The sequence below is a fragment of the Streptomyces sp. NPDC101191 genome (genome assembly GCF_044767915.1).
In the GTDB taxonomy this organism is placed as follows: domain Bacteria; phylum Actinomycetota; class Actinomycetes; order Streptomycetales; family Streptomycetaceae; genus Streptomyces.
Map to the genome: position 1 here is coordinate 143,539 of NZ_JBIWOU010000003.1, position 15,379 is coordinate 158,917.

Genomic DNA, 15,379 nt, shown 5'->3' on the forward strand with positions numbered 1-15,379 from the left:
AAATTAATGCCGGACTCTTTACTCTCCATTACCATCCATTTACCGAGCGTTGCTCGGCACGCCCGATGTACCCGCCGCTGCACCCCGCACGAGCCGCGACCGCGCTGCCCCGGAGGAGACGGGAACATGACCCTCTGCCCACCCGACCGCACGACCACCCGGCCCCGCCTCCAGCGGCCCCACAGCCCGCCGGACGGCCCACGCCGCCGCTTCCGCATCGCCGGCGCGGACCTCTCCGCGTCCGTCGCCGTCTTCCTGATCGCGCTGCCGCTCTCCCTCGGCATCGCCCTCGCCACCGGCGCGCCGCTCCAGGCCGGTCTGGTGGCCGCCGCCGTGGGCGGCATCGTCGCCGGGCGCCTCGGCGGCTCCCCGCTCCAGGTCAGCGGCCCGGCCGCCGGACTGACCGTGGTGACCGCCGAGCTGATCCAGCGCTACGGCTGGCGCACCACCTGCGCCATCACCGTCCTCGCCGGACTCGCCCAGATCGGGCTGGCGGCCCTGCGGGTGGCCCGCTCCGCGCTCGTCGTCTCCCCCGCGATCGTGCACGGCATGCTCGCGGGCATCGGCGTCACCATCGCCCTCGCCCAGCTGCACATCGTGCTGGGCGGAACCCCCCAGAGCTCCGCCGTCGACAACGCGCTCGGCCTGCCCGCCCAGTTGGCGCACACCTCCGCCGCCGCGCTCGTCGTGAGTGCCCTCACCGTCGGCCTGCTGCTGCTCTGGCCCCGGCTGCCCGGAGGTACGGGACGCCTGCTGCGCACGGTGCCCGCCGCGCTCGTCGCGGTGGCCGCCGCCACGGCCGTCGCGGCGCTCACCGGACTCGCCGTGCCGCGGGTCGACCTGCCCTCGTGGAGCAGCCACGCGCTGCCCGGACTCCCGGAGGGGCCGTTCCTCGGGATCGCGGCCGGGGTCCTCACCATCACGCTGGTCACCAGCGTGCAGTCGCTGCTGTCCGCCGTCGCCGTCGACAAGCTGGTGGCGAAGCGCGCCGCCGACACCGGCACGGCCGCCACGCCCCGCTCCCGGCTCGACCGCGAACTCGCGGGCCAGGGCGCGGCGAACGTGGTGTCCGGCGCCCTCGGCGGCCTTCCGGTGGCCGGGGTCGCGGTGCGCAGCGTCGCGAACGTCTCCGCGGGGGCCGTGAGCCGCAACTCGTCGATACTGCACGGCGTGTGGATCGTGCTCGCGGCCCTGCTCCTCGTGCCGCTCCTCGACCTCATCCCGCTGTCCGCGCTGGCCGCCCTCGTCATGGTCGTCGGCATCCAGATGGTCAGCATCACGCACATCCGCACGGTCACCCGTCATCGTGAAGTCCTGGTGTACGTGGTGACGCTGGCGGGTGTGGTGTTCGTCGGCATCCTGGAGGGCGTGGCCCTCGGGATCGCCGTTGCGGTCGGCGTCGCGCTGAACCGCCTGACCCGTACCCGGATCACCCGGGAGGAGAGGGACGGCCGGCAGCTGGTGCACATCCGCGGCCAGTTGACCTTCCTCGCGGTGCCGCGGCTGAGCCGGGCCCTGCACCAGATCCCGGCCGGCGCCGACGTGGTGGTGGAGCTGGACGGCTCCTTCATGGACCACGCGGCGTACGAGACGCTGCACGACTGGCAGACCGCCCATCTGTCCCGCGGCGGCACGGTGGAGACGACCGGGCCCTCCGGCGGCCGGATCCCCGACTCCGGCCATGCCGTCACGGCGACGGACGGCTCCGGCGACGCAGCCGGGACGGCCGGTCGGCACTCCTGCTGCGGTCCGTGGACACCGTGGCGCAACCACCAGTGCGGGGAACAGAAGCCGCCGCGCAGCCCGGACGGAATCGAGGGCGCCGACGAAGCGGGCGCCACCCGGCACCGGCTGGCCAGCGGCATCGGCGCCTTCCAGCGGGACACGGCACCGCTCGTGCGGGAGGAGCTGGCCCGGCTCGCTCGGGAGGGGCAGCGGCCTTCGCAGCTCTTCCTGACCTGCGCCGACTCCCGGCTGGTCACCAGCATGATCACGTCGAGCGGCCCGGGCGACCTGTTCACCGTGCGGAATGTGGGCAATCTGGTGCCGCTGCCCGGCGAGGAGAGTGGGGACGACTCGGTGGCGGCCGCGATCGAGTACGCGGTGGAGGTGCTGCGGGTCGAGTCGATCACGATCTGCGGCCACTCGGGCTGCGGCGCGATGCAGGCGCTGCTGAACAGCGGCCCCGACGACCCGTCCACCCCGCTGCGGCGCTGGTTGCGGCACGGCCGACCGAGCCTGACGCGGATGGCCAGCCGCCGGCACGCGTGGGCCAGGATCTCCGGGCGGCTGCCGGCGGACGCGGTCGAGCAGCTGTGCCTGACCAACGTCGTGCAGCAGCTGGATCACCTGCGGGCGTACGAGTCGGTGGCGCGGCGGCTCGCCGAGGGCACGCTGACCCTGCACGGGATGTACTTCCACGTGGGCGAGGCGCAGGCCTATCTGCTGGCCGGCACGGACGAGGTGCACAGCTACGACGACGTCTTCAACCATGTGCCGCCCTCCTCGGGGCGGACGGCGCCCGGGGCGGAGGCTCTGGAGATCGCCCGCGCGTCCTGAACCTCCCCTTCCGTTCGTCCGTGTCAGTGTGTGTGGCCGCCGCCCCCTTCCGCTCGGGGGGCGGCGGCCACCCTCGCATGGCCTCACAGGTCTAAACCAATTACCCGGAGGCTCTTGTCACCCGGGCATCCGCCTGATGAGCTATGACACGGGACACACAGGCACATAGGACGCCCTGGGAAAGGGAGATGTCGTGAGCAACGAATCCTTGGCCAATCTGCTCAAGGAAGAACGCCGCTTCGCGCCGCCGGCCGAGCTGGCCGCGGACGCCAACGTGACGGCGGAGGCGTACGAGCAGGCCAAGGCGGACAGGCTGGGTTTCTGGGCCGAGCAGGCCAAGCGGCTCACCTGGGCCACCGAGCCGACCGAGACCCTCGACTGGTCGAACCCGCCCTTCGCCAAGTGGTTCGCCGACGGCGAGCTGAACGTCGCGTACAACTGCGTCGACCGGCACGTCGAGGCCGGAAACGGTGACCGGGTCGCCATCCACTTCGAGGGCGAGCCCGGCGACAGCCGCTCCCTCACCTACGCCGAGCTCAAGGACGAGGTCTCCCGGGCCGCGAACGCCCTGATCGAGCTGGGCGTCCGCAAGGGCGACCGGGTCGCCGTCTACCTGCCGATGATCCCCGAGGCGGCCGTCACGATGCTGGCCTGTGCCCGCATCGGCGCCGCCCACTCCGTGGTCTTCGGCGGCTTCTCGGCCGACGCCGTCGCCTCCCGCATCCAGGACGCCGACGCCAAGCTGGTCGTCACCGCCGACGGCGGCTACCGCCGCGGCAAGCCGTCCGCGCTCAAGCCGGCCATCGACGAGGCCGTGTCCCGCTGCCCGCAGGTCGAGCACGTCCTCGTGGTCCGCCGTACCGGCCAGGACACCGCCTTCACCGAGGGCCGCGACGTCTGGTGGGACGACATCGTCGCCCGCCAGTCCGCGGAGCACACCCCGGAGGCCTTCGAGGCGGAGCACCCGCTCTTCATCCTCTACACCTCCGGCACCACCGGTAAGCCGAAGGGCATCCTGCACACCTCCGGCGGCTACCTCACGCAGACCGCGTACACCCACCACGCCGTCTTCGACCTCAAGCCGGAGACCGACGTCTACTGGTGCACCGCCGACATCGGCTGGGTGACCGGCCACTCGTACATCGTCTACGGGCCGCTGGCGAACGGCGCGACCCAGGTCATGTACGAGGGCACCCCGGACACCCCGCACCAGGGCCGGTTCTGGGAGATCGTGCAGAAGTACGGCGTCACCATCCTCTACACGGCGCCGACCGCGATCCGCACGTTCATGAAGTGGGGCGACGACATCCCCGCCAAGTTCGACCTGTCGTCGCTGCGCGTCCTCGGCTCCGTCGGCGAGCCGATCAACCCCGAGGCCTGGATCTGGTACCGCAAGCACATCGGTGCCGACAAGTGCCCGATCGTGGACACCTGGTGGCAGACCGAGACCGGCGCGATGATGATCTCGCCGCTGCCCGGCGTCACCGAGACCAAGCCCGGCTCCGCGCAGAGCCCGCTGCCCGGCATCTCCGCCACCGTCGTCGACGACGAGGCGAACGAGGTGGCGAACGGGGGCGGCGGCTACCTGGTCCTCACCGAGCCGTGGCCGTCGATGCTCCGTACCATCTGGGGCGACGACCAGCGCTTCATCGACACCTACTGGTCGCGCTTCGAGGGCACCTACTTCGCGGGCGACGGCGCCAAGAAGGACGACGACGGCGACATCTGGCTGCTGGGCCGGGTCGACGACGTCATGCTCGTCTCGGGCCACAACATCTCCACCACCGAGGTCGAGTCCGCGCTGGTGTCCCACCCGTCCGTCGCCGAGGCGGCCGTCGTCGGCGCCGCCGACGAGACCACCGGCCAGGCGATCGTCGCCTTCGTGATCCTGCGCGGCACGGCCAGCGAGGACGAGGGGCTCGTCGCCGAGCTGCGCAACCACGTCGGCGCGACGCTCGGCCCGATCGCCAAGCCGAAGCGGATCCTGCCGGTGGCCGAGCTGCCCAAGACCCGCTCCGGCAAGATCATGCGGCGCCTGCTGCGCGACGTCGCCGAGAACCGCGAGCTGGGCGACGTCACCACGCTGACGGACTCCTCGGTCATGGACCTCATCCAGACCAAGCTGCCGGCCGCCTCCAGCGAGGACTGAGGCCCCCGCACGCCCTCAGGCGCCCGTCCCCGGACCCGGGGGCGGGCGCTTCCGCGTGGGCTCCGCGGTTGTCCACAGGCCGTTGTCCACAGGGGGTGCCGGTGTCCGCCCCTGCACCTAAAGTGAAGATCACCGGACGCCACCGAGCATCTTTAGGTAAAGTAAGGATCGCGTCAGTGACGCGACAAGAAGACCTAGGTGCGCCGGGAAGTCTGGTCGGCATGTGCTCTGTGCTGCCCACCGACCGGAGGTCCTCGTGCCCGCGACCGCACCCACCCCCACCGACCGCAAGTTCCTGGGTCGGCTCTCGCTGCCCGAGCGCCGGTACATCGCCGACGCGCTGCGCGCCGAGACCGTCGGTGGCGTGCTGCTCCTGATCGCCGCCGTCGTCGCGCTCGTCTGGGCCAACGCGCCCTTCAAGGACAGCTACCACACGGTGCAGGACTTCCACATCGGCCCGGCCGCCCTCGGGCTCGACCTGTCGATCCAGCACTGGGCCGCCGACGGACTGCTCGCGATCTTCTTCTTCGTCGCCGGCATCGAGCTCAAGCGGGAGCTCGTCGCGGGCGAGCTGCGCGACCCGAAGGCCGCCGCCCTGCCCGTCATCGCCGCGATATGCGGCATGGCCGTGCCCGCACTCGTCTACACGCTGGTGAACGTCTTCGGCAGCGGCAGCCTGGACGGCTGGGCCGTGCCCACCGCCACCGACATCGCCTTCGCGCTCGCCGTCCTCGCCGTGATCGGCACCTCGCTGCCCTCGGCGCTGCGGGCCTTCCTGCTCACGCTCGCCGTCGTCGACGACCTCTTCGCGATCCTCATCATCGCGATCTTCTTCACCAGCGACATCGACTTCGCCGCCCTCGGCGGCGCCTTCGCCGGTCTCGCCGTCTTCTGGCTCCTGCTGCGCATGAACGTCCGCGGCTGGTACGTGTACGTGCCGCTCGCCCTGGTCATCTGGGGCCTGATGTACAACAGCGGCGTCCACGCGACCATCGCCGGCGTCGCCATGGGCCTGATGCTGCGCTGCACCACCCGGGAAGGCGAGGAGCAGTCCCCCGGCGAGCACATCGAGCACCTGGTCCGCCCGGTCTCCGCGGGGCTGGCCGTGCCGCTGTTCGCCCTGTTCTCGGCCGGTGTCGCCGTCTCCGGCGGCGCCATCGCCGACGTCTTCACCCAGCCCGTCACCCTCGGCGTGGTGCTCGGACTGGTGGTCGGCAAGGCGGTCGGCATCTTCGGCGGCACCTGGCTCACCGCCCGCTTCACCCGGGCCTCGCTCAACTCCGACCTGGCCTGGCCTGACGTCTTCGCCGTCGCCTCGCTCGCCGGCATCGGCTTCACGGTGTCGCTGCTCATCGGCGAGCTCGCCTTCGTGGGCGACGCGTCCCTCACCGACGAGGTGAAGGCCTCCGTCCTGGTCGGGTCCCTCATAGCCGCGGTCATCGCCTCGGTGCTGCTGAAGCTGCGGGTCCGCAAGTACCAGGCCCTGGTGGTCGAGGAGGAGCGTGACGATGACCAGGACGGCATTCCGGACATCTACGAGGAGGACAATCCGGAGTACCACCTGAGGATGGCCGCGATCCACGAACGGAAGGCCGCCGAACACCGTGAGCGCGCCCGACTGGCGGGGGCATCGCGCGAGGAGGCCGACCGTCCGGCATGATCTGAGGTCGGACCGTACAGCAGAAGAGGGAGCAGGGATGAGCGACCCGTTCGACGGAACCGAGCGCAGCCTCGGCCAGCTGGTCGCCTCGGCGACCGCCGAGATGTCCGCGCTGGTGCACGACGAGATCGCCTTGGCGAAGGCCGAGATCCGCCAGGACGTGAAGCGCGGGGCGATCGGCAGCGCCGCCGGCATCGCCGCCGGCGTGGTGCTGCTGTTCTCGCTGCCGATGCTGAGCTTCGCGCTCGCCTACGCCATCAACACGTGGACCGGCGGCCACAACGGCAACGGCGGCTGGAACCTGGTCTGGTGCTTCCTGCTGTCCTTCGCGGCGAACGTGCTGATCGCCGGGCTGTTCGGCCTGCTCGCCTACGCGAAGTTCCGCAAGCTGAAGAAGCCGGAGAGGTCGATCGCCTCCGCCAAGCAGACGGCCGCGATCATGCAGAACGTCAAGCCGCACCCGCGCCCGGTGCCCGACGCGACCCCGGTCGCCCTGGACAAGGCCGCTTCTGTGGGACGCTCGTCTGCATGACCGTCCCTGAGAGCAGCGGCGCCAACGGCGCGAGCCCGATCCGCATCGACGGACCGTGGACCCACCGCGACGTGGCGGCCAACGGTGCCCGCTTCCACATCGCCGAGATGGGCGACGGACCGCTGGTGCTGCTGCTGCACGGCTTCCCGCAGTTCTGGTGGACCTGGCGGCACCAGCTGCCCGCCCTCGCCGAGGCCGGCTTCCGGGCCGTGGCCATGGACCTGCGGGGGGTGGGCGGCAGCGACCGCACGCCGCGCGGTTACGACCCGGCCAACCTGGCGCTCGACATCACCGGCGTGATCCGCTCGCTCGGCGAGCCGGACGCTGCGCTGGTCGGCCACGACCTGGGTGGCTACCTGGCGTGGACGGCGGCCGTGATGCGGCCCAAGCTGGTGCGCCGGCTCGTGGTGTCCTCCATGCCTCACCCGCGCCGCTGGCGTTCGGCGATGCTCTCCGACTTCTCCCAGTCGCGGGCCGGCTCGTACGTGTGGGGCTTCCAGCGCCCATGGCTGCCGGAGCGTCAGCTCGTCGCGGACGAGGCGGAACTGGTGGGCCGGCTGATCCAGGACTGGTCGGGGCCGCACCCCCGGTCGGCCGCCGACGACGAGGCCCTCGCCGTCTACCGGCGGGCCATGTGCATCCCGTCGACCGCGCACTGCTCGATCGAGCCGTACCGCTGGATGGTGCGGTCGCTGGCGCGTCCGGACGGCATCCAGTTCAACCGGCGCATGAAGCGGCCGGTGCGGGTGCCCACACTGCATCTGCACGGCTCGCTCGACCCGGTGATGCGGACCCGCAGCGCCGCGGGCTCCGGGCAGTACGTGGAGGCTCCGTACCGCTGGCGGCTCTTCGACGGGCTGGGGCACTTCCCCCACGAGGAGGACCCCGTCGCCTTCACCACGGAGCTCGTCAACTGGCTGAAGGACCCCGAGCCGGACCGCTGACACGCGGGACGCCGTGCGGCGACCACACGGCCGCCGCACGGCTGACGCGCGGGCCGCCGCACGGGCGTGCGTCGAACTGCCATGTGCCTCGCGCATACGCCAATTGGCGGCCCCCCGGGCGGTTACCGACCTTGGGGCCCGGGCAGACGTCCGGGTATGGGCTGGACGCACGACTACGGTGACACGGCACACGACCGCCGCTCGATCGGCGGCCCGGGCTCCCCGGAGCGGGGGAGCACCCACGACCAGGGCTACCCGCATCCCGCGCGGGACGTGGGGATCTCACGGATCCTCCGCCGCCGGGCCCGCTGGGTGTCCGCCCGGCTGCGTCACACCCGCACGTAGCCGCCGGAGGCCCCAGGCCCGAGGCCCCTCTGCGACCGCAGCCGGGGCGTCCCGGCCCTGATCGGCCGGGGGCCGGGCCCGGGTTCCCTACAGTGCGCAGCCCTGGCTGTCGACCTGCTGGTTGGCGGCGCGGCCCCGGGAGATGTCGTCCCGGATCTCGTCGGCCGTCAGCGCGTAGCCGGTGTTGGCGTCGTCCAGGGAGCGGGCGAAGATCACGCCGGACACCTTGCCGTCCGCGGTGAGCAGCGGGCCGCCGGAGTTGCCCTGACGGACCGTCGCGTACAGCGAGTACACGTCCCTGCGCACCTCGCCGCGGTGGTAGATGTCGGGGCCGTTGGCGGCGATCCGGCCGCGGACGCGCGCCGAGCGGACGTCGTACGAGCCGTTCTCCGGGAACCCGGCCACGATGGCGTCGTCGCCGCTGCGGGCGTCCTCGTCGGTGAACTGGAGCGGCTCGGCGTCCAGATCGGGCACGTCGAGGACGGCGATGTCGCGCTTCCAGTCGTAGAGCACGACCTTGGCGTCGTAGAGCTTGCCCTCGCCGCCTATCTGCACGGTCGGCTCGTCGACCCCGCCGACGACGTGCGCGTTCGTCATGACCCGGCGGTCGGCGAAGACGAAGCCGGTGCCTTCCAGGACCTTGCCGCAGCTCGGGGCGGTGCCGACGACCTTCACGATGGAACGCTGGGCGCGGTCGGCCACCGGGCTGCCGGAGAGGGCAGGGTCGGGGGGCCGGACGGCGGTGATGGGCTCGTTGGCGAAGGGGCTGAAGACCTGGGGGAAGCCGTTCTGCGCGAGCGCGTTGGTGAAGTCGTCGAACCAGCTCGGTGCCTGATCCGGCATCACCTGGGAGATGCCGAGCAACACCTTGGAGCTGCGGACCTCCTTGCCGACGGTGGGCATCGCCGTGCGGGCCAGTGCGGAACCGATCAGCCACGCGACGAGGAGCATGGCGACCACGTTGACCAGGGCGCCGCCGGTGGCGTCGAGCGCGCGGGCCGGCGACCACGTGATGTGGCGGCGAAGCCTGTTGCCGAGGTGGGTGGTGAAGGCCTGGCCGACGGAGGCACAGATGATCACCACCATCACGAAGACCACCGTCGCCGTGGTGGTGACCTCGCTGTGGTCGGTCAGCTGGTTCCAGATGACCGGCAGCAGCAGGACGGCGACGAGACCGCCGCCGAGGAACCCGATCACCGAGAGGATGCCGACCACGAAGCCCTGGCGGTAACCGATGATCGCGAACCACACGGCGGCGAGCAGCAACAGGATGTCCAGCACGTTCACCGTCAATAGCCTCGCAGATTCGTCTCGGTCGCCCCGGGGTCAGCCTGTCATGACCGCCAGTCGAGCGGGACCTGCTTGGACCGGTCCCAGGGGCGCTCCCAACCCGCGAAATGCAGGATCCGGTCGATCACTCCGGCCGTGAAACCCCAGACCAGAGCCGATTCGACCAGGAATGCGGGGCCCTCGTGGCCACTGGGATGGACCGAGGTCGCACGGTTCCGGGGATCCGTGAGATCCGCCACGGGGACGGTGAAGACCCGGGCGGTCTCGGCGGGATCGACGACGCCGACGGCGCTGGGCTCGCGCCACCAGCCCAGGACGGGGGTGACGACGAAGCGGCTCACCGGGATGTAGAGCCTGGGCAGCACGCCGAAGAGCTGGACGCCGGCCGGGTCGAGCCCGGTCTCCTCCCGGGCCTCACGCAGCGCGGCGCGCAGCAGCCCGCCCTCGGCAGGGTCGCCGTCCTCGGGGTCCAGGGCGCCGCCGGGGAAGGAGGGCTGCCCGGCGTGCGAGCGGAGGCTGCCGGAGCGCTCCATGAGCAGCAGCTCCGGGCCGCGCGGGCCCTCTCCGAACAGGATGAGCACGGCGGACTGCCGGCCCGCCCCGTCCGCGGGCGGCAGGAAGCGGCTCAGCTGCTCGGGCGCCACCGTGCGGGCCGCCCGGTCGACCGGCGCCAGCCACTCGGGCAGGCCCTCGCGGTCGAGCAGGCCGCCCGTTCCGTGGATCTCTTCACCAGTGCGCGTCATAGGCACCCCCGTGGTTCACAACGCGATCGACATGCGGGTTCGTTCCCCCGGGCCGCGTGAGCCGTGGCTACGTGAGCCGTGGCCCCGGGAGCCGGCGCTTCGGGACCCGTGATCTCCGGACCCGTGCCCCCGGGACCCACGGCCTCGGGAGCCGAGGGCCCGGACCCCTGGGCCCCGGAAAGCCGGGTGCGGGCTCACGCCTCCGCTCCCAGCGGGGGCGCCGGGCGGCCGGGGTAGTCCGGGGGCGGGTTGAGCCGCTGGCCGGGGAAGCCGCCCTTCTCGTACTTCAGGAGCTTCCTGGCCTTCTCCGGGTCCGTCTCGCCCTCCCCGTACGCGGGGCAGAGGTGGGTGATCGGGCAGGCGCCGCAGGCGGGCTTGCGGGCGTGGCAGATGCGGCGCCCGTGGAAGATCACCCGGTGCGAGAGCATGGTCCAGTCGCTCTTGGGGAAGATCGCGGCGACCTCGGCCTCGATCTTCACCGGGTCGTCGGACTCGGTCCACTTCCAGCGCCGGGCGAGCCGCATGAAGTGCGTGTCGACGGTGATGCCGGGCACGCCGAAGGCGTTGCCCAGGACGACGAAGGCGGTCTTGCGGCCCACGCCGGGCAGCTTGACCAGGTCCTCCAGGCGGCCGGGGACCTCGCCTCCGAAGTCGTCCCGCAGGGCGGTGGCCAGGCCCATGATCGACTTGGTCTTGGCGCGGAAGAACCCGGTCGGCCGAATGAGCTCCTCGACTTCCTCGGGAACGGCCGCGGCCAGGTCCTCGGGCGTCGGGTACTTCGCGAACAGCGCGGGGGTGGTCTGGTTGACCCGCAGGTCGGTGGTCTGGGCGGAGAGGACCGTGGCGACCAGGAGCTCGAAGGGATTGCGGAAGTCGAGCTCCGGATGGGCGTACGGGTAGACCTCGGCCAGCTCCCGGTTGATCTTGCGGGCACGCCGGACCATGCCGAGGTGCGACTCGGGCCTGGCGGCCTTGGCGCCGGCCCCGGCGGTCCCGGCGGCCTTCGCCGCGGGCTCCGCCGCCTTCCCCCGACCGGCCGCCTTGGACCCACCGCGAGCCTTGGTGCCGCCGGCTGCCTTGGACCCACCGGCCGCCTTAGACCCAGCGGCCGCCTTGGACCCACCACCAGCCGCCTCGGTCCCACCAGCCGCCTTGGACCCACCGCGAGCCTTGGCGCCGCCGGCCGCCTTCGCCGACTCGGCCGTCTCCCCGGTCTTCGGCGCCCCGGCCCCCCGGGGCGCGGTCGCGGACTTCTCCGGAGGTGTCACCTTCGCCCCGGAACGCTTCGACGGTGCGCGTTTCGTCGCCTTCGTCTGTTTCGACACGCCGTGTTCGCCCACGGCGGAATTACCCTCGTCCCGCACTCTTCCAGCCCCCTTGGCCTGTGCTCTCACCGGCGAGTTGGACACCCGGCCAGCCTAGGGGCCGACACCGACATCCGCCCCGCACGCACCGGATCGCGACCCAATCGGGCCCCTGACGTACGGAAAGGCCGCCCGGTGAGTCAAACTTGTTGTGATTGATCGCACTGAGGTCGACATAGGAGAGAACTCGTGGACGACGTTCTGCGACGCGCCCCGCTGTTCGCGGCGCTCGACGACGAGCAGGCCGCTGAGCTGCGCGCCTCGATGAGTGAGGCGACGCTTGCCCGAGGGGACGCGCTCTTCCACGAGGGCGACCCGGGTGACCGGCTGTACGTGGTCACCGAGGGCAAGGTGAAGCTGCACCGCACGTCACCCGACGGCCGCGAGAACATGCTGGCGGTCCTCGGCCCCGGCGAGCTCATCGGCGAGCTGTCGCTGTTCGACCCGGGCCCGCGCACCGCCACGGCGACCGCGCTTACCGAGGTCAAGCTGCTCGGCCTCGGCCACGGCGACCTGCAGCCCTGGCTGAACGCGCGCCCCGAGGTGGCGACCGCGCTGCTGCGCGCCGTCGCCCGCCGCCTGCGCAAGACCAACGACCAGATGTCCGACCTGGTCTTCTCCGACGTCCCGGGCCGCGTCGCCCGCGCGCTCCTCGACCTGTCGCGCCGCTTCGGCGTGCAGTCGGAGGAGGGCATCCACGTCGTCCACGACCTCACCCAGGAGGAGCTGGCCCAGCTCGTCGGCGCCTCCCGCGAGACGGTCAACAAGGCGCTCGCCGACTTCGCCCAGCGCGGCTGGCTGCGCCTGGAGGCCCGCGCCGTGATCCTGCTGGACGTGGAGCGCCTCGCGAAGCGCTCGCGGTAGGCGGCACACGTCGTCGCACGACACCGAGAAGGGGGCCGCCCGGTTCGACCGGGCGGCCCCCTTCCGCATGCCGTACCGCCGCGATCAGCGCTTGGTGCCGTCCACGATCAGCGGGTTCGAGCCGCCGCTGCCGCAGGGCACCGCGTAGACCGGGTTCTTGGCCGAGGCCTCCTTGTAGGCGTCGATGCACTGGTTCATGAGGACCTTGTCGGTCAGGGAGTCGTTGAGGATCTTGTTGGCGCGGGCGATGCCCTCGGCCTCGATACGGCGCCGGTCGGACTCCGCCTTGGCGGTACGGGCGGCCTCCAGGGCCCGCTCGGTGGCCTGCTGCTGCTGGATCTTGCGGTCGATCTGGTCCTGCAGGGCCTGCGAGGGCTTCACGTTGCGCAGGTTGACGGTGGTGACGTCGATGCCGCGCGGGGCGAGGCGCTCCTTGATGAGGCCGGCGATCTCGGCGTTGATCTTCTCGCGGTCGGAGGCGTAGCCCTGCTCGCTCGAGTAGCGGGCGAAGACGTTGCGGACGATCTCGCGGCTGTCCGGGTAGACGAGCCGCTGCTGGATGGCGTCCTCACTGCCGGCCAGCTTGTACAGCTCGACGGCCTTGGACGGGTGGACCGCCCACTTCACGGTGACCTCGGCGTACATCACGCCGCCCTGCGAGGAGCGGACCTCGACCACGTCCTTGTCGGAGAGGTTGAGGTCCACGGGCCGCGTCGAGAAGGTCGTCACGGTCGTGAACGGCGAGGTCAGGTGCATGCCGGAGGTCATCGGCGTGCCGACCTTGCCGAAGGCGACCGGGACGCCGACCTCGTACGCGCTGATCACGTACGTCATGCTCACGACCAGCGAGAACACGCCGGCGAGCACGGCGCCGAGCGCGCCCAGCTTGAGACCGCGGCTGTCGCTCGCGCGGCCGACGAAGTAGAGCACCGCTGCCGTGATGACCAGCAGGATGGCTATGACGAACACGGGCTTCCCCCCAAGAACTACGGCCAGATGTAAGCGGAGCGTAAGACACCTGGCGGAGCCTCCCGGTTGCGGGGTCGCCGTGGTCAGATCAGGCCGTGCTCCTTCAGGTAGTCCAGCTGGGCCCGGACGGAGAGCTCCGCGGCCGGCCACAGCGAACGGTCGACGTCCGCGTACACCTCGGCCACGACCTCCTGAGCCGTCCGGTGGCCGCTCTCGACGGCCGTCTCCACCTGCGCCAGCCGGTTCGCGCGGTGCGCCAGGTAGAACTCCACGGCGCCCTGCGCGTCCTCCAGGACCGGCCCGTGGCCCGGCAGCACCGTGTGGACCCCGTCGTCGAGGGTGAGCGAGCGCAGCCGCCGCAGCGAGTCCAGGTAGTCGCCGAGCCGCCCGTCCGGGTGCGCCACGATCGTCGTGCCGCGCCCCAGGATCGTGTCCCCGGTCAGCACCGCCCGGTCGGCCGGGAGGTGGAAGGAGAGCGAGTCCGAGGTGTGCCCCGGAGTGGGGACGACCCGTAGTTCGAGCCCGCCGGTGGTGATCACGTCCCCCGCGGCCAGACCCTCGTCGCCGAGCCGCAGCGCGGGGTCCAGCGCCCGCACCGCGGTCCGGGTCAGCTCGGCGAACCGCACCGCGCCCTCGGCGTGGTCCGGATGCCCGTGGGTGAGCAGGGTGAGCCCGACCCGCTTGCCGAGCCGCTCGGCGGTCTCGACGACCCGTCGCAGATGCCCCTCGTCGAGCGGTCCGGGGTCGATGACGACGGCGAGGTCGGAGTCCGGCTCGGCGACGATCCAGGTGTTGGTGCCGTCCAGGGTCATCGCGGAGGGGTTGGGCGCGAGGACGTTGTACGCGCGCGCGGTGCCGGGGCCGGAGACCACCGCCCCGCGCGGCTGCCCCGGGAGGGCGGCGGCGTCGCTCATGACGCACCCCCGTCCGGCCCCGCGGACGGTTCCGTGGGGATGTGCTTGGTGAACTCGTCGTGTCCCGGCCAGCTCAGGACCAGCCGGTCGCCGTCGAGCCGGGCCTGGGCGAGGACGGGAGTCATGTCCTGGGCCGCCGACGCGGCCAGCGCCGCCTCGGCACTCCCGTACCCCTGGATGCCCCGCAGCGTGGAGATGGTCGGCGGCATCATCGTGAACTCGCCCCGGTCGTAGCCGGCCGCCGCGTCCGCCGGGCGGATCCACACCGTCCGGTCGGCCTCCGTGGAGGCGTTCCGGGTGCGCTGGCCGGCCGGCAGGGCCGCCACGAAGAACCAGGTGTCGTAGCGCCGCTGCTCGAACTCGGGGGTGATCCAGCGGGCCCACTCGCCGAGCAGGTCCGAGCGCAGCACCAGTCCGCGCCGGTCGAGGAAGTCGGCGAAGGACAGCTCGCGGGCGACCAGGGCCTCACGGTCCTTCTCCCAGTCCTCGCCGGTCGTGTCGCCGACGACGGTGTCCGCGGTCTCGCCGGCGAGCAGGACGCCCGCCTCCTCGTACGTCTCCCGCACCGCGGCGCACACCACGGCCTGCGCCTCCGCGGGGTCCGTGAGCCCGAGCCGGGCCGCCCACTCCTCGCGGGAGGGGCCCGCCCAGCGCACGGGGTGCTCGTCCCGCGGATCGACGCCGCCGCCGGGGTAGGCGTACGCGCCGCCCGCGAAGGCCATGGAGGCGCGGCGGCGCAGCATGTGCACGAGGGGGCCGTCCGGGCCGTCCTTCAGGAGCAGCACGGTGGCGGCCCGCCGGGGTGTCGCGGGAACGAGCTCACCGGCCGCGAGGGCCCGGATGCGGTCGGGCCATTCCGGTGGGTACCACTGACCATTCGACTGACCATTCGACATGGCCGGATGCTATGCGCAAGCATCGAAATGCACGAGAGCCGATTCCCTCCGGACAGGAGGAAACCGGCTCGACGGGCGGCCCGCGCGGGCACCCGGGGCGGGTGGCCGACGCGCGGTCGGGCCGGCGCGGGGCGCGGCCCGCGCGGGGTG

13 protein-coding genes are annotated in these 15,379 nt (G+C 72.1%); 7 read left to right on the forward strand and 6 right to left on the reverse strand.

Going from position 1 to position 15,379, the window contains the following annotated elements:
• Positions 1-126: 126 nt before the first annotated feature.
• From ACIRQF_RS13825 to ACIRQF_RS13850, 6 genes are all read left to right on the forward strand, one after another.
• On the forward strand, positions 127-2,559 hold the full coding sequence (locus tag ACIRQF_RS13825; protein WP_404092012.1) for a bifunctional SulP family inorganic anion transporter/carbonic anhydrase: 2,433 nt from the start codon (positions 127-129) through the stop codon (positions 2,557-2,559).
• A gap of 193 nt (positions 2,560-2,752) precedes the next feature.
• The gene (gene acs, locus ACIRQF_RS13830; protein WP_389750858.1) at positions 2,753-4,708 is read left to right on the forward strand and encodes an acetate--CoA ligase; all 1,956 of its coding nucleotides are present in this window, start codon (positions 2,753-2,755) and stop codon (positions 4,706-4,708) included.
• Between the two features lie 256 nt (positions 4,709-4,964).
• The gene (gene nhaA, locus ACIRQF_RS13835; RefSeq protein WP_404092016.1) at positions 4,965-6,368 is read left to right on the forward strand and encodes a Na+/H+ antiporter NhaA; all 1,404 of its coding nucleotides are present in this window, start codon (positions 4,965-4,967) and stop codon (positions 6,366-6,368) included.
• 37 nt (positions 6,369-6,405) lie between these two features.
• Complete coding sequence (locus ACIRQF_RS13840) at positions 6,406-6,900, forward strand: phage holin family protein (protein WP_376626713.1); 495 nt, start codon at positions 6,406-6,408, stop codon at positions 6,898-6,900.
• Complete coding sequence (locus tag ACIRQF_RS13845) at positions 6,897-7,844, forward strand: alpha/beta fold hydrolase (protein WP_376626715.1); 948 nt, start codon at positions 6,897-6,899, stop codon at positions 7,842-7,844. The genes ACIRQF_RS13840 and ACIRQF_RS13845 overlap by 4 nt, the downstream gene beginning before the upstream one ends.
• Positions 7,845-8,000: 156 nt before the next feature.
• Complete coding sequence (locus ACIRQF_RS13850; protein ID WP_376626717.1) at positions 8,001-8,189, forward strand: hypothetical protein; 189 nt, start codon at positions 8,001-8,003, stop codon at positions 8,187-8,189.
• 87 nt (positions 8,190-8,276) lie between these two features.
• On the opposite strand, the gene ACIRQF_RS13855 is transcribed toward ACIRQF_RS13850, so the two are convergent.
• The 3 genes from ACIRQF_RS13855 to nth form a co-directional block, all read right to left on the reverse strand.
• Positions 8,277-9,476 carry a MarP family serine protease gene (locus tag ACIRQF_RS13855; RefSeq protein WP_376626718.1) on the reverse strand — a complete coding sequence of 400 codons (1,200 nt, stop codon included), beginning with the start codon at positions 9,474-9,476 and terminating at the stop codon, positions 8,277-8,279.
• 47 nt (positions 9,477-9,523) lie between these two features.
• Positions 9,524-10,222 carry an NUDIX hydrolase gene (locus ACIRQF_RS13860; protein ID WP_376626720.1) on the reverse strand — a complete coding sequence of 233 codons (699 nt, stop codon included), beginning with the start codon at positions 10,220-10,222 and terminating at the stop codon, positions 9,524-9,526.
• Positions 10,223-10,416: 194 nt separating this feature from the next.
• The gene (gene nth, locus ACIRQF_RS13865; protein WP_404092837.1) at positions 10,417-11,490 is read right to left on the reverse strand and encodes an endonuclease III; all 1,074 of its coding nucleotides are present in this window, start codon (positions 11,488-11,490) and stop codon (positions 10,417-10,419) included.
• 285 nt (positions 11,491-11,775) lie between these two features.
• Here nth and ACIRQF_RS13870 point away from each other — a divergent pair, with 285 nt between their 5' ends.
• Entirely contained in the window at positions 11,776-12,450 is a 675-nt protein-coding gene (locus ACIRQF_RS13870) for a Crp/Fnr family transcriptional regulator (protein WP_015034542.1), read from the forward strand.
• An 84-nt stretch (positions 12,451-12,534) separates the two neighbouring features.
• Here the strand turns inward: ACIRQF_RS13870 and ACIRQF_RS13875 are convergent, their stop codons facing one another.
• From ACIRQF_RS13875 to ACIRQF_RS13885, 3 genes are all read right to left on the reverse strand, one after another.
• Positions 12,535-13,419, reverse strand: coding sequence for a prohibitin family protein (locus ACIRQF_RS13875; protein WP_382477060.1), 885 nt, complete (start codon positions 13,417-13,419; stop codon positions 12,535-12,537).
• An 83-nt stretch (positions 13,420-13,502) separates the two neighbouring features.
• Complete coding sequence (locus tag ACIRQF_RS13880; protein ID WP_382477058.1) at positions 13,503-14,333, reverse strand: MBL fold metallo-hydrolase; 831 nt, start codon at positions 14,331-14,333, stop codon at positions 13,503-13,505.
• On the reverse strand, positions 14,330-15,229 hold the full coding sequence (locus ACIRQF_RS13885; RefSeq protein ID WP_376626728.1) for an NUDIX hydrolase: 900 nt from the start codon (positions 15,227-15,229) through the stop codon (positions 14,330-14,332). The genes ACIRQF_RS13880 and ACIRQF_RS13885 overlap by 4 nt, the downstream gene beginning before the upstream one ends.
• Positions 15,230-15,379: the final 150 nt, after the last annotated feature.